General features: G+C 53.0%; 11 protein-coding genes. 4 read left to right on the plus strand and 7 right to left on the minus strand.

Translation table 11 applies throughout. The features are described 5' to 3' along the window. Positions 1 to 273: 273 nt before the first annotated feature. Together nudC and ABSG49_RS05335 are read left to right on the plus strand one after the other, a co-directional pair. Positions 274 to 1152 carry an NAD(+) diphosphatase gene (gene nudC / locus ABSG49_RS05330; RefSeq protein WP_424025069.1) on the plus strand — a complete coding sequence of 293 codons (879 nt, stop codon included), beginning with the start codon at positions 274 to 276 and terminating at the stop codon, positions 1150 to 1152. A 254-nt stretch (positions 1153 to 1406) separates the two neighbouring features. Beyond that, positions 1407 to 4334 (plus strand): response regulator, encoded by a 2928-nt coding sequence (locus tag ABSG49_RS05335; RefSeq protein WP_424025070.1) that lies wholly within the window; start codon positions 1407 to 1409, stop codon positions 4332 to 4334. Positions 4335 to 4715: 381 nt separating this feature from the next. On the opposite strand, the gene ABSG49_RS05340 is transcribed toward ABSG49_RS05335, so the two are convergent. Next, on the minus strand, positions 4716 to 5108 hold the full coding sequence (locus ABSG49_RS05340; protein ID WP_424025071.1) for a cupredoxin domain-containing protein: 393 nt from the start codon (positions 5106 to 5108) through the stop codon (positions 4716 to 4718). 43 nt (positions 5109 to 5151) lie between these two features. Further along, a complete protein-coding gene (locus ABSG49_RS05345) occupies positions 5152 to 7737 on the minus strand; it encodes a calcium-translocating P-type ATPase, PMCA-type (RefSeq protein ID WP_424025072.1) in 2586 nt (861 codons plus the stop codon). Between the two features lie 171 nt (positions 7738 to 7908). Between ABSG49_RS05345 and bcaP the strand changes: the two genes are divergently transcribed. Next, positions 7909 to 9375 (plus strand): branched-chain amino acid transporter BcaP, encoded by a 1467-nt coding sequence (bcaP, locus tag ABSG49_RS05350; protein ID WP_424025073.1) that lies wholly within the window; start codon positions 7909 to 7911, stop codon positions 9373 to 9375. Positions 9376 to 9407: 32 nt separating this feature from the next. Here bcaP and ABSG49_RS05355 read toward each other — a convergent pair whose 3' ends face one another. From ABSG49_RS05355 to ABSG49_RS05375, 5 genes are all read right to left on the minus strand, one after another. Next, positions 9408 to 9626, minus strand: a complete 219-nt coding sequence (locus ABSG49_RS05355; protein ID WP_424025074.1) for a hypothetical protein — start codon at positions 9624 to 9626, stop codon at positions 9408 to 9410. 36 nt (positions 9627 to 9662) lie between these two features. Beyond that, on the minus strand, positions 9663 to 10745 hold the full coding sequence (locus ABSG49_RS05360; RefSeq protein ID WP_424025075.1) for a hypothetical protein: 1083 nt from the start codon (positions 10743 to 10745) through the stop codon (positions 9663 to 9665). A gap of 92 nt (positions 10746 to 10837) precedes the next feature. Next, positions 10838 to 11674 (minus strand): ABC transporter permease, encoded by an 837-nt coding sequence (locus ABSG49_RS05365; RefSeq protein WP_424025076.1) that lies wholly within the window; start codon positions 11672 to 11674, stop codon positions 10838 to 10840. 1 nt (position 11675) lies between these two features. Then, complete coding sequence (locus tag ABSG49_RS05370) at positions 11676 to 12683, minus strand: ATP-binding cassette domain-containing protein (protein ID WP_424025077.1); 1008 nt, start codon at positions 12681 to 12683, stop codon at positions 11676 to 11678. A gap of 1258 nt (positions 12684 to 13941) precedes the next feature. Further along, positions 13942 to 14379, minus strand: coding sequence for a hypothetical protein (locus ABSG49_RS05375; RefSeq protein ID WP_424025078.1), 438 nt, complete (start codon positions 14377 to 14379; stop codon positions 13942 to 13944). Positions 14380 to 14568: 189 nt separating this feature from the next. On the opposite strand from ABSG49_RS05375, the gene ABSG49_RS05380 reads away from it, so the two are divergent. Continuing rightward, entirely contained in the window at positions 14569 to 15243 is a 675-nt protein-coding gene (locus ABSG49_RS05380; protein WP_424025079.1) for a metallophosphoesterase family protein, read from the plus strand. The last annotated feature ends 319 nt before the right edge of the window (positions 15244 to 15562 follow it).

The following is a 15562-nucleotide window of genomic DNA, read 5'->3' on the forward strand; positions in this document are numbered from 1 at the left end:
AATAATCTCGCGGTTTCATGGTTCCCGTGCTGGACCGGAACGTTGCTATAACGTGAAAATATGGATATGGCCTTGTAAAACCCCCGTTCATTACAGAATTTACCGGGACGGGACATGACCAGCCTGTTCCTGTCGGCACGTGCCGGAGATTCCCGTCGGGATCCTGCCCGATTATTATCCCCATGAAAAACATACTGCATCCGTTGAGGAGCAGGGGCCTCTCCGCGATGATCTCTTTTTTTGTTATCAGGATAAACACTAAACACAGGAGAGATGGCGATCAAAGATACGGGGAAACCCATGAACCATATGGCGAAATTCTCGGCAGCGTTCCTCATGTCCCGCTATCCGGAGCCGGACACGGTGCCTGACAACGTGAACCGGGTGATCGTGAAGGAGAATGGTGTGTTTGTCTCCTCAGGAAATCATCCGGAGCTTTTCTTTTCCGGGGACCTGAAAGACTACAATCTGGAAATCCAGCGCACCCAATACCTGGGGCACCGTGATTCCATTGCATATTATGCCGATGATGTATCATCGGAATCAGATCTCCCCGGATGGACGTATTATCCCAATGTCCGTGACCTGTTTGGCATACTTTCCGATGAAGAGCTTGCGGTTGCGGCACTCGCGGTCCGTCTCATCGATTTCGATCGATCAACCCGGTTCTGCGCGCAGTGTGGTGCCCGGACACGGCAATCCCGTCTGGAACGCGCAAAAAACTGTGACACCTGCGGCCTGATCACGTACCCGCGCACATCCCCGGCGATCATTGTCCTTATCCGGAAAGATGACACGATCCTTCTCGCACGGTCCCCCCGGTTTCCCCCCGGGTTTCACAGCATCATTGCCGGGTTTGTGGAACCGGGAGAGACCCTTGAGGAAGCGATCCATCGCGAGGTCCGGGAAGAAACCGGCATTGAAATTGCCAACCTCCGGTATTTCGGCAGCGAACCCTGGCCATTCCCGAGTTCCCTCATGATCGGGTTTGTCGCGGATTATGCCGGGGGGGAGATCGTGATCGATAACCATGAGATTATCTCTGCCGGGTGGTTTGACCGCGATCATCTTCCCCTTCTTCCCTCAACGATGAGTATTTCACGGGCACTCATCGACTGGTGGATCGAGAAGGGAAACAATGGAAAAAAATGATTCAGTTCTGTTCCCGAACCCGGTAACGGCAGAATACTATTAACGCCTCTCCTCCTGTGTACGGGTGGTGGAATGCAGAAAACCGGGTCATGATAATAGATAGTGCAAAGCTCTCAAATCGGCCCATCAGCCCTTTTTTGTTATTTTTGGCTGGGGGGAGTCGTATCCGACCAGAAATGCTATAATCCAGTATATAAAATTATATCAATAGGCATCCCAATGGATGAGATTTCAGTCACATGTGAGAGATTGTAATGAATAACCCCCTGTCAGATGGGAACGAGAGTACCATTGATATTTTCGTTCTGAGTAACAGTACAACCGAATCTGCTGTACAGGCCGGTCACCTGGAGCAGATGGGTTACCGGATCACTCTTTTTACCGACGGCAAACAACTTCTCGAATCCCTTCGAACCGGAAAGCCGAACCTGCTGATCTGTGACACCGTGGCGCTTCAGGAAGACGCCTATGATCTCTGCCGCCTCATTAAGGCAGACAATGATCTCTGGGTCGTCCCCGTCCTGATCGTGACCGAGGCATCGAATCTGGCCGATCTTCTCCATGTACTTGACTGCAATGCTGACAATTTTATCTCGTACCCCTATGATCCCTCGTACCTCACGGCCCTGGTCGAAGGAATGCTTTCAACACCTGTCGAGCGGCAGACCCCGGAACAGATAAAAACCCAGTTCAAGATCCAGCACGACGAACATGTGTTTGTTGTCACCGCGGACCGCCGCAAATTGCTGGAATTTCTCCTCTCCTCGTTCGAGATCGCTGTCAACAGGTCCGGCGATATATCCCGCGTACAACGTGAAAATGAAAACCTTTCCGGATTCTTAAAACAATCAGAAGAACTCACCCGGGATCAGGCCCGGTCTATTGAGATACTGAACGGCACTCTCCAGCAGAAAGAGCAGATGATCAGCACCCTTGTCGCGAACGCAAGAGACAAGGACCAGCAGATCTCTGAAAATACCGAAGAAATTCAACAGCTTAAAACAGAGCTTGAATCAGGCAAATCCCTTCTTTCCACAACCGAGGAACAGCTTCGCAGTCTCACCCGGGAAGCGGAAGATCTTGCAAGCCGGTATACCGTTGAAACAGGGGACCTTAAGCAACAGCTGTCGTCCATGGCAGAAAACCTCGCCTCATTAAAAACGGAGATCCTGGCGGCAAAAGACTCCCTTGCTATTGAAACTACGCAACGGGCTGATGCAGAGGCCCGTCTAGCGGATACTATGGTTCAGAAAGAGCAGGCAGAAAAATCTGTACGGGCGCTTACTCTTGACTGTGAACAGATGCGGGTTTCCCTTGCCGCAGAAAAAAACCGTGCACAATCTGTGGAATATGAAATAAAATCTCTGCTCCAGGCAAAAACCGAGTCCGAACAGGAACTGACGCGCATTATCAGCGAACTCAAGGATACTGCAAAACAGCAGGCAGCGGACATCAGCCGGCAAAACAAGGAACTGGACAATGGGAAAAATTATAGTATCAGCCTGGAAATCCAGCTGGCCAACCTCAAAGCGGAAAAAGAACGTGCAGAAACGGAAATGCGCGCCAGTGCCGACTCGTACGTAAAGAACCAGGGCGATCTCCAGGCAACGCTTGACCGTACGCGGGTATCCCTGGAAGAACAGGAGCATGAGAACGAGTCCCTGAAAACCAGTATCCGGGAAATCCAGGATGCCCGGGATAAAACAACCCGGGATCTGCAGGTTCTTTCCGATGAACTCAGCACACTGAGAACTTCCCTTGCCGATGAAAGAGATCAGCACCGCACAGCAGAAGAAAACCTGAAACAAGAACTCCGTGAACGTGATGCCCTCCTGCAATCTTTGCACGGAGAGCACCAGTCTGTTCAGACCGATCTCGACGACCACAAGAGCACTCTTACCCGGGTGAATGCTGATCTCGAGTCTGCCATTGCCACGCGTTCGGCTCTTGAAAGCAGTCTGGATACTGCGGCCGCGAGAATAGGCGAGCTCGAATCGGAACTGCACACCGCATCAGCAACCGGTTCCCAGGCAGGACAGCAGGTACGCGCCCTTACTGATGAGCTGGAACACGTAAAGGCCGAACTTGAAAACAACCGGAGACAGCGCCACGGAATCGAAGAATCGCTGGCTGGGGAAAAACTGGAAAAGGAACGGATTTCATCCGATTTACAGAACTTGTCCCGGGAACGGGACTCATTACAATCAATCCTTGCAAAGGAGCAACAGTTACGCAGTGAATCTGAATCCGAACGGGAGCGTCTCCGTCTCCTGCTTACCTCAGCTGAAACGGAGGGAAAAGACCAGGAGACCGCATTATCAGCGACTATCCGAAAACTTACTTCCGAGCTTGAATCTTCCCAAACTCTCCGGAGGGAACTTGAAGAGCAGATAGCCCTCCTTGCACGTGAAAAGCATCTGGCTGAAGAGAAATCCTCCAATCTCTCAGCAGAGATCGACCAGGCGAGAACGGCACTTGCGGATGAATGGGAAGATCATATGAATGCCCAGGAGCGCCTTGTTGCCGCAGTCAATGAAAAACAGCAACTGGAACAATCATTGCAACAATCAGGAGATCTGGGATCTGACAAATCAAAAAAGAGGGCTCTTATTGTAAAAGGACCGGATTTCCCCATGGATGTCGGGAAGCGGCCGCAATCCCTTACCGCTGTTCCGGCCGCACCCCCATCAGCATCTCCAGAACCGCGTATCACGAATGTTGAAGACCTTTTCGAAGAGGATGATGGTCACAAAGATGTTGAACCAGGTGATATGCCCTCCGTTTCCATCATCCATGAAGCGTCAGTGGATGGGGGGGATGACAACAAACCCGTCGATACCGATACTGAATTCAGTACCACTCTTTCGGACTCTGAAAATGAACAGGACGATCCGGACGACGATGAAGGAACAGATGGGGAGATTGCATCTGAAGACGGGCAGTCCCTCTCTGCCAGCGGATCCGGTGACGGTACCCCTCAGGGAATTGCGTTCAACAGGGCACAATGGTTCGACCTCCTGAAATGGGCACACCATTCCGGGACCCTCTCCCAGGAACAGAGGATGCAGATCGTGCGGATGGGACGGTTGATCCAGAAAGGCAGGAAGCTCACCCATAAACAGGAAGAACAGGTAAAAGAGATGATCACTCTCGTCCAGGCACAGGGTTACCGGTTTACCTGAAATGCATCTTTTTTGATCCTGCAGGGTATTGCAGGAGGTCATTTTTCCGGGGGGACGTTCACCGTATCGGGTATATTTATGGATGTGCGGTACCCATCCTTCCATGGTCTGTGAATCTGGTGTATGGATGAATCCGAATCGAAAAAAAAGGGGACCGGGCAGGAAGAGCAGTGGTGAAAAAAGAACGGTCTCAGATTATTCCTTTTTCATTGTCCTTGGCGGGGCGGTGATTCTCGCGCTCATCATCCTCGGTGCAATTCTTTTCACAACACCCTCTTAGCAGGAACTGGTTATTATCGATCAGGTACTCCAATGACCTGACGGGTACATCCACCTTCACAGGTCCGGAACACCTCTTCACTGTCATTGGATCTGTGTTAATCAGGCGGTCACGATGACTGTGCCTTTCATGGACGGGTGGATCGAACAGTGATAATTATACGTTCCCGGATGCGTGAAGGTGAACCGGAATACCCCGTTCTGCCCGAGCGGGTCCGAGCTGAATGCTTCCGGTGCACCGGTATCCGAGACAATGGCATGGGAAGCTCCATCCTGGTTCGTCCATGTGATCGCAGTTCCCGTACTGACGGTAATCGTAGCGGGACTGAACGCAAAACCCTTGATGAGAATTGCATCCGTTCCGGCGTCAGGGGTAACAGGTGTTCCGACAGCATGCACCGGTGCCTGACCTGAAGAGCACCCAGCGACCATCACTGCCGATACGAGTATTACCGAACATACGAGACAGATCAGAGAGCCGGAGAAGTATGGCATAGATGCATAATGGCATTGCGGATAAAAAATGGTTTCGCCGAAATCATGATGGAGGAATACCCTTTCTTCCCGCATGATACCGGAATGACACCCGGAGCATGAACCCGATCACAAGGACGGATGCTGAAACTATGATGATCTTTACCCACTGAAGCGGCGAAAGAGGGACCGTGGCAAAAATTTCGCCGGCATACTGAACCAGTACCATCTGGACGGCGACCACCAATCCCATAATAACAAAAAACATCGGGTTGCCCTTGAAAAACGGTGGCATCTTCCCGTCAAGGGCCCGGCAGTTGACCCCGTTCCAGACCGCGGCGATGATGAACGCGGAGAAAAACACCGTGCTGATCTCTTCCGGTGTTGTCCCGCCAAGGAAACCGGTTGCCATCTGGAGTATGCCGGCGATAATGAGAAATGCTCCTGTTACTACGATCGAAAGCCACATGAACGGTGTGATGATGGCAGCATTCCGGGGGATCGGCGGCCGTTTCAGGAGTCCCGCGTGGGGGGCTTCAGAGCAGAGTGCAAAGGCGGCGAGGGTGTCCATGATGATGTTGATCCAGAGGATCTGGATGATGGTGAATGGTTCGGGATATCCGAGGAGCGGCGCGATAAAGACGAGAATACAGGCAGAGAAGTTGATCGTCAGCTGGAAGAGGAGGAACCGCTGGATGTTCTCACACAGCGACCTGCCCCACCAGACCGCCTGCGTGATGGATGCAAACGAGTCATCGAGCAGGATGATATCGCTTGCTTCACGCGCAACTTCCGTCCCGGCAATGCCCATGGCAAAACCCACATCGGCGTGCCTGAGGGCCAGGGCATCGTTGGTCCCATCCCCGGTCACTGCGACTACGTCCCCGGACTTCTGGAGCGCCTGAACGAGGAGCAGTTTGTCCATGGGCTCGGCGCGGGCCATGATGTCCAGGTCCCGTGCCGAGGTCACCTGCTCCTCCGGTGACATTGCGCGGAAGACCGGGCCCGGGACAACCGTACCTGCTTTGTAAATCCCTGATTCCTGTGCGATTGCGCGGGCGGTCTCCGGGTTGTCCCCGGTCACCATCCGCACGCGGATGCCCGCCTGCTGGCAGGCAGCGACCGGGTCGCCGATATGGTCTCTGAGCTGGTCGCGGATGCCGATATACCCGTCCCACACAAGCAGCGTCTCAGTCTCGTCGCCGCTCGCGATCTCCTTGTGGGCAAAGGCAAGGGTTCGCATTGCACGTGAGGCAAGCGCCGTGATTCCGTCAAGTGCCGGCCTGGTGGTACAGAGCGCAGCGAGAATCTCCGGCGCCCCTTTCACAAGGAGCCACGATCTCCCCTCAATCTGTACGACCGTGGACATCCGTTTCCGTTTCCCGTCAAAGAGGAACTGCCTGCTCACCTGTATCTCTGACCTGATCTTCGCATAGTCCAGCCCGTACTCTGCAAGCCAGCGGAGGAGCGCCCCCTCGGTAGAGTTCCCGATCACCGTGGTCTTTCCCGCGCGGCTGTCAAGATGGGCAGTGCCATTCACCGCTGCGTTGAGGGTGATCCACTCGATAGGGGTTTGGGGAACGGAATCTGCCATGACCGGGTTGCCGGCCGACGATGAAGCCACGAGCATCTGGTTCTTGGTGAGCGTGCCGGTCTTGTCGGTGCAGATGGTGGTGGCAGACCCGATCGTCTCGCATGCAATCAGCCTGCGGACAAGGCAGTTCGCCCGGGTCATCTTCCGCATGGCAAGGGAAAGCGACAGGGCGACACTCATCGGCAGTCCTTCGGGAACGGCCGCGACCACGATCACGACCGCGAGCATGAAATAGTGAAGGATATTGTTCGCGGTATCGAGATTGAGGCCGCTCACGTCTCCTGTCAGGATACCGCGGATGAGCAGGGTGCTGCAGATGAGGATGGCCATTGCATAGCCGAACCTGCTGATCACTCCCGCCAGTTCTTCGAGTTTCTTCTCAAGCGGTGTCTGCGTCGTGTGATCGATGCCGAGGGAAGCGGTGATCAGGCCCATCTGAGCGGAATCACCTACGGCAACGGCGAGCATACGGCCTTTCCCGGCAGTAATGTAGGTGCCTTTCAGGAGACGCCCGCGATCGCTTTTATTAACCGGCTCGCTCTCGCCGGTAAAGGTCGATTCGTCCGCAACGAGTCCGTCCGAAGAGAGGACCCAGCCGTCGGCCGGAACGGCATCCCCGGCCTCAAGGAGGATCAGGTCGCCGACCACGATATCCCGCGAGGGCACGTTCATGGGATGACCGTCGCGGACCACCTTGATTGCCATCTCGTCCCGGTGCGCATTCAGGATATCGAACTCCCCGCTGCTGCGGTATTCATTAAAAAAAGTGATTCCGGTGGAGAGAAGTATAGCAGCGATGATCCCGAGTGTATCCAGAAGGCCGCTGCCCTTGATGACGGAGACAATAGTGGATATTGCCACCGCAAGGAGCAGGATCCTGATGATGGGGTCGTTGAATTTATCCAGGTACTGCTTCCAGAGAGATTCCTTCAACGGGGGCGTCACGATGTTGGCGCCGTATTGTGTGCGCATCTCCCCGACACGGTCTGATGCAAGGCCGGACGTGCCGGCGATCTCCTTCAGCTTATCGAGCGGGAGCAGCGGGTCTTCTTTCATGGGGGGATTCTCATCTGTGATGGTCATGTATATTGGCGTGGTTCATGTAAAAGAGTATAGTTATCAAAGAACGATCCCCCGTCACATGCCGAAAACGCGTTCAGGAAGATCGTGGCCGGTGAAACATCATCACTTTTAATTCCTTACAACCATTATTCTTCGTTCAGAACCATGGATTTTCGATCCTTCCTGGGCCGGTATGCTTCCATAACCGAGACCAAATCCATCAGCAAACTGATGGAATGCACCGGGGGTGCAAACGGGTTAAAGAAGGTTCTCTCCCCGTTCGAGCTCACGCTTCTTGGGATCGGGGCGATCATCGGGACCGGTATTTTTGTCATCACCGGTGTCGTGGCCGCGAACTATTCCGGCCCCGCACTGGTGGTATCCTTCATCATTTCAGGTATTGTCTGCGCCTTTGCGGCCCTGTGCTATGCCGAATTCGCAGCGATGGTGCCGGTAGCAGGGAGTGCCTATACCTACGGGTATGCCTCGCTCGGCGAGATCTGGGCCTGGATCATTGGCTGGGATCTTATCCTTGAGTACTCGGTCTCCATTGCAGCAGTTGCCGTAGGATGGTCCGGGTACATGACGAGCCTCCTGTCCGGTGCCGGTATCGTCCTGCCCCCGGAACTGGTCAACCCGCCCGGCCTGAACGGTGGCATGATCAACCTGCCGTCGATCATCATAATCCTTGCCATCACCGGGCTGCTTATCATTGGCGTGAAGGAGAGCGCCCGGGTCAACAACGTGATCGTCCTCATCAAGATCAGCGTCATCCTGCTCTTCCTCTACCTGGCGTCCTCGCATATCAATCCCGCAAACTGGACCCCGTTCATGCCGTTTGGCTGGTCCGGTGTCTTCACCGGGGCAGCGATCGTCTTCTTCGCATACATCGGGTTTGATGCGGTCTCGACAGCTGCCGAGGAGGTGAAAGACCCCCAGAAGAATCTCCCGGTGGGGATTATCGGGTCGCTGATTGTTGCCACCGTCCTTTACATCGCGGTTTCTGCAGTTCTCACCGGGATTGTCCCGTACTTCCGTTTCCAGAATACCAGCGCACCGGTAGCATTCGCCCTGGGGGAGATCGGGATCAGCTGGGGTTCGGCGCTCGTTTCGGTCGGGGCGATCTGCGGGATCACCTCCGTCCTGATCGTGCTGCTGTTCGGCCAGACGCGTATCTTTTTTGCCATGTCCCGTGACGGGCTGCTGCCCGCGGTTTTCCGGGAGCTCCACCCGCTCTATCGCACGCCGGTAAAAGTGACGCTTCTGGTGGGTGTTGTCACGGCCCTGATCGCGAGCCTCCTGCCCCTCCAGACAATCGCAGAGCTGGTCAACATCGGGACCCTTGCCGCATTCATCATCGTATCCCTTGGTATCATCGTCCTGCGAAGGACCCGTCCCGATATCGAGAGGCCCTTCCGGTGCCCGTTCGTACCGGTTCTCCCGGCCCTGTGCATCCTTTCATGCGGAGCTCTTATATTCATGCTTCCGCTGGTGACCCATCTCCGCTTCGTGATCTGGCTTATCCTTGGTCTCATCGTGTATTTTGCCTACAGCAGGCACCATTCCCGGCTTCATGAGAATACGTCCGGACTCGAATGCTGGGAAGCGCCCGGCAACGGGAAGCACCTGTAAGCCGGGAAGGGGCTGTCGGACACAGTTCCCGTTCATATCCGTCCGGTCCTGCGCAGCCAGAGCCCGGTGCCGATATAACAGGCACACAGCAGCAGAACGCTTCCAATACTGGCAAGAATGAATCCTGTATCTCCGTCAGCGAGTGCATGCAATTCCAGCAGGAACAGGTGAACGATCGCGTAAAGAAAAATCCCGGCCGCTGCGCAGAGGGCAAGGATGATCACGATCCCTGATTGTATGAGGTCATCCATAATGCGTCACGCTCCACATCCGTTTCCCGCGCAGTTTCATTCGAGATATCCTGCAAGTACATCGTCATAGAGGCGGCGCACGTTCTCTTCTGTCACCGGTACTTCCGGGAACCCCTTGTACTCACCCACGATCGGGAGATCCTTTGCGAGATCCAGCCGGTGCTGGTCCTGTGCGTGGAACCACCCGTTCCGTTCATAATACCCCGCCAGGTATTCCTGCTCTGGCTGTCCCGGTGTCGGGATAAGCAGGGCATCGCGCTTCTTGAGTTCAGCCAGTTCCATCATGGTGGTGTATCCTGAACGGCAGATAATGCATTTCGCCCGGTTCATCAGGATCTCCTTCTCTTCCGTTGACGCGTACGACTGGATACAACACCGGCCGGAATGCCCTGTATTCCCGGCAACCTCCGGGCTTCCAAGGAGAATGACAACGGATCCCGGGAGATTTGCGGCTTCCGGAATCAGGATCTTTTCCAGTTCAGTCCTCTGGGGTTCCGGCCCGGATATGAGGATCAGGTAATCGAGGTCCCGGGGTACTTCCCGTTTGCGGGTACTGGTCAGGATGCCGGCATAATAGGAACGGGTGAGATCAGTCTCTGTCCGGGACAGTTTCCCGGCAAGCGAGAGCGGGCCCGGGGGGTTGTCCGGCACGATGATCCGGTCGAATTTTTCATGGAGATATCCGTTAAGCCGGGCGCTGGCAAGTTCCAGGGGCCATGCAATAAGGGGGAGGTGGTAATGGAGCTGGTGGGTGATGAAGAGGGAGGGGATCTTGTCGGAATACACCCCGAGCCGGTTGTCGCTGATGATGAGGTCGTACTGGTCATCTTCAAGCATCACGGCAAGGTTCCTGCGTTCCTCAGCAATACCTTTGAGGAGGAGCGGAGATGATGCAACAAACCGGGCAAGGAAGAAGTTGTTCGCACTCAGCGGAACGGAATAATCCGGGAAATCCCGGCAGGTACATGTCGGGAATTCCTGTTCCAGTACGGAGCGGGCATTCCCACATCCCGCGATCGTCACGTCATGCCCGTGTGCAAGGAGTGTGCGGATGATCGGGATATCGCGGGTAGCATGACCCAGCCCCCAGTTCAGCGGCGAGACCAGTACATGCGCCATGCCGTGCTCCCCATGATATGATCAGAATACTGCGGCAACCGTATTGAATGATGCTGTCGGACCCGATGCAAAGAAAAACAGGGATAGACCGTTTAGGTCACCACCGCTCTCCGGAACCTCCACCATGCGAGGACGAACATGATACCGGAAAAGATGACGAGACCCAGGAATGAGAGAAGGATGTCTGCCTGTGTGAAGACATAATGCTTGCCAAGGGCATAGAAATCAGGGCCGATCGCAAAGTATCGTATGCCGTTGATGAGCATCGTCATCGGGTTGTAGACGGATATCACCTTCAGGATCTCCGGGAACGTATCGGTCGGGTAGAGCGCATTACTCGCAAAGAAGATCGGCATGGTCAGGAGCGTGATCACGCCCTGGAGCCCCTCGGGACTCTCCATGGATATTGCGATCGCGGCGGAGAGGAAGAGGAACCCGAGGGCAAACATGGCGACAAACGCGAGGATACCAAGGACGCCGATCACGACCTGCACGGGTGTGTACCCGGCAAAGAACGCGGTACCGATCAGGATGCCAAAAACCATGATGATGATGGCCTGGATGAAGGATTTTGTCACCCCGGACAGCGCGATGCCGAAGATGATGTGGTTCCGGCTCACCGGGCTTGCGAGGATCTCCCGCATCAGCCCCCAGTTCTTATCAAACAGGATCACGATCCCGCCGAACAGGCTGGTGAAGAGTGTCGTCATCGCGATGATCCCCGCGCCCATGAACGTGAGGTATCCGACCGCATGTGCTCCGGCAGGGACCGGCATGCCCGCCATCAGCCGGTCGAAGTTGCTTGACATGGCAATGCCGAAGAACGCGAGCCAGAGCGCCGGCTGGAGGAGCGACGAGACGAGCAGCGTCTTGAACCGGACGAACCGGATCATGTCCCTCCAGTAAATCGTCAAAAAACCATACGCCATATTATCTCCTTCCTGCCCGCAGGAACATCGCCCGTGCCGGCGCCTGCCCTTCGTCACGGAGCTCTCTGCCGGTGTAGAAGACAAAGACATCGTCCATGGTGGGCTTTTTCAGGTTGATGGTAGAGATCTCGATGCCATCGTTCCGCAGCGTGTCGATGATGCCGGGCAGCACTTTTGTCCCGTCTTCGTTCACCATGAGTACGATCCCTTTGCTCTTTTCCGTGATCTCCCGGACGGCCGGAAGGTGTTCAAGCAGCCGGAGGGCGTTTGCGTTGTTGTCGGTCTTGAGGTAGATCAGGTCACGGCCGAGCGTGTTTTTCAGTTCCCACGAGGTCCCCGTGATGATAATTTTCCCGTAGTCGATGATGCTGATCCGGTCCGAGAGCTGGTCGGCTTCGTCCATGTAATGGGTGGTCAGGAAGATCGTGGTGCCTTCCCGGTTGACCCCCTTGATGTACTCCCACATCCGCATGCGTGTCTGCGGGTCGAGGCCGATGGTCGGCTCATCAAGGAACAGGACTTGTGGCCGGGTCATCAGCCCGCGTGCGATCTCCAGCCGGCGTTTCATGCCCCCGCTCAGCCTCTTTGAAAGCTCGTCCCGTTTCGCCTCGAGCTGGACGAGTTTCAGTAACTCATCGATCCTGTCACGGCGCTCCTTCACCGGCATATCGTACAGCCTGCCGTGGAATTCCAGCAGCTCCCAGACGGTCATGTCCCGGTCGAGCGTGATGTCCTGGAAAACGATCCCGATGGACTCCCGGACCTTCTGCGCGTCACCGGTCACATCATAGCCGGCAACGATGGCCTTTCCTTTCTGGAGTGAGAGCAGGGTGATCAGGATATTGATGACCGTGCTCTTGCCCGCACCGTTCGGCCCGAGGAACGAGAAGATCTCGCCTTTTTTCACGGTGAAACTGATCCCGTCGACTGCCCTGAAACTGCCATAGGAATGTTCGAGGTTCTCGACAACGATTATCGCATCATCGCGATGCGGGGCGGTCTCTGCCATAGAGAAGTGTTCCGGTTCCGGATTACTTGAACCCGATGATCGTGACCGTTCCGGATCGATCCTGCGAATATTTTTCAGGAATATAGCTGATGAATGTATTGCTAAGGGATAACAGAGAATTGGTTTAACTTTTTCCGATTCAAACATGTTTAACTTTTTACGATCGCGATCATGATCGCAATCAAAAATTTTCAATCGACCCGCTGATCGCGGTTGCGAGTGTGAAAAATTTCCATGAGAAACAAAGGTCTGCCAGACGTGAGGGCCCTTCTGATTTCCGGATTGATTGCGATCGAATTTTTTTAATCGCGATCGTTTTCGAGTTTAAATTTTTCAAACGCGATCTTTTTCGCGATCGAAATTTTTTAAACGACCCTTGTTCAAAAATTTTCAAGCAGGGTCTGGCTGTAAAAAGTTAAACAGATCTTGTGAGCAGGTGCGGTTTGGACTCCCCAAGCCAGATCCCCACTGGTAGAGATATAACCCTCAGGTTCATATCTCTAACCTGATCGGCACCTGCCACTCTCCGACGGAGATAATTTAGGATCACTCATTTTATCCGACGTGGAATGCCCCCTTTCCGACGTGAAATCCGATCAGCCTGGTAGCGGGCCACAGGACCACTCCGGACCCCGGTTCGGGTGGCGGGACAGGATAAAATCCGTCCCGGGGGGAGATCGGCCGCTGGAATACTGCTAAATAGCGTGGGTCATTATCCGGCGTTAAAATGAGCTGAAAACGGTGAATTACCGTGGCATTTCCGGGAATTACCGTGTCTTGGGAGGGGGTTTCGGCATACCTGGTGGGATGTCTCCGACGGAGAGTTACTGTACCGGGAGTGTATCTCTCCCAAGGTCCTGGTATTTCCAGGTCTCCGACGAAACGGTCAGTTTCCCTGAAGGAAGGTAGGTCTCCACCGGTTTACCCCAGTGGACATGGTCCGGGGAGACCTGGCAAGGGGATGTTCCGGTGCCCGTGGATTTGAGGGACGGCTGGAAAAATCAGTGATAATTTTGAGATTGCAATCAGTGCCGGAAATTTTTACCAAAATTTTTTCCTATGTTTTCTCAAAAATTGCAATGCACGCCGCCGCCTAAAAGGGCGCCCCGCGGCGGATCAGAGACGTTTTATTTCCGGATACAGGTAAGTGAGTAGCGCAAAACCCGACAGACGTTTTGCGCGTAAGGCATCGCTGCGGTCAAATATTTTTTTTAAATAACATACTGTTAAGTGTGATTTAATGAAAAATGTTGGTCGGTTATTCAACATCATTTATTTTAAGACGTTCGTTAATTTCTGCGAGGTTATTACGAATTGATACAGTTGATTCAATGCCCGTTACAATTGAAACTGCTAATGCAAAAACTGCGATTGGAAATTCAAGTCCTTGGAAATTGGATATAAGTTTGGAATAAACATCAGATTGTAAGATAAAAAATAAGACGATAAGTTCGACTGATGCCGCTAGAACGAGAGCACCAGAAGAATACAAAAAGGCTTCACCAACCTTATGAGAGTTCTTTTTATACATTACATATCCTGCACCTACTGCTAATATCACTGGAAAAAGAACAATCCCAAGTTGAAGGAATAAAATGGGAAAATTCACAAAAGTGAGCAATAGCAAGCCAACAATTATCAAAATAATGCCATACCACACCATAGGCTTCCCCGAAAGATTTGATTTTTCGGTCATGTGTGTAAATAAATGTTAATATACAATTAATGATGCGATTTAGTTTTTACATCTCAATTGAGATGCTGTGAGTTATTCTATATGAGCCCAGACTATTCAATCAAAAACTCTGGGACTTTTTTGCAAACGACAGGTTCTACCGGACCAAGTAAAAGTCTTTTTATAATCTCTAACGATATTAACCCAAACATGGGTGTTCTGGATAAACTCTTTCGAATAAAGAAAAAGACATTCCTAATCAGTGACCTCCATTTCGGACATGAGTTGACCCTTTTATTCGTCCCACGACCGTTTGAAAGCACTCACGATATGAATGTTGCCCTAATTAAGAATTGGAATGATACTGTCAAATCGGGTGACGTTATCTGGCATCTCGGTGATCTTAATTGGACTCAACATCCGAAATTCTGGATCCATAAATTGCATGGTAAAGCACTATTCATTCGAGGTAATCACGACACTCATTCGAGATGGATGAAGCCATATGCCATTCTCCGAAGAGGCGAACATTCTTTCATTCTAGTCCATGACCCTGATGATGATAATTACATTATCCCTTCAAATTATTCGGGATGGATTATTCATGGGCACCATCACGGGGGACGTGATAAAGATGGCAATTTATACCCATTTATCGACGGGATTAATAAGCGCATAAACGTCGTTGCAGAGCTTGTCAATTATCGCCCTGTGGATCTCGACTGGATTATTTCCCTCGATCTGGATACAATCAAGTGGATGAGTACCATTAATGACGTGCCTCAACGCTGGGCGGCAGGTGAGGAAAGGCCTCAATTACCGGTACCCCGAGCAAAACCCAAATCCAGACCTAGAGCCCGATCCAAGTGGCAAAAGAAAAGGTAATACACTATATGCGCACCGACTGGAAACCCCGTTGCTGGTATGCTGGGACAAGAAAATGTCATGCTAGATTGTGCATGGATAGTGATGAGGCCGCAGCTCGTGCTAATCATCCAGAAGCGATGCAGAGCGATCCTATTGAGGCATGTCGATGGCTAAAAATTCGGTGGCTGAAAAATAGGATCTACTGCCCATACCTATCCTAACGAAGCAGAAGGTCTGTTCTTAAAAAAGAGCATTGTACCGTCGGTGTTAAAGTGCTGTTATGGAGAATAGAACTTTAAAAAAAACGCAGCGCCTTGAACATCAAGGTAGTATGCGC

This window comes from Methanoregula sp., from assembly GCF_049510175.1.
Lineage (GTDB): Archaea > Halobacteriota > Methanomicrobia > Methanomicrobiales > Methanospirillaceae > Methanoregula.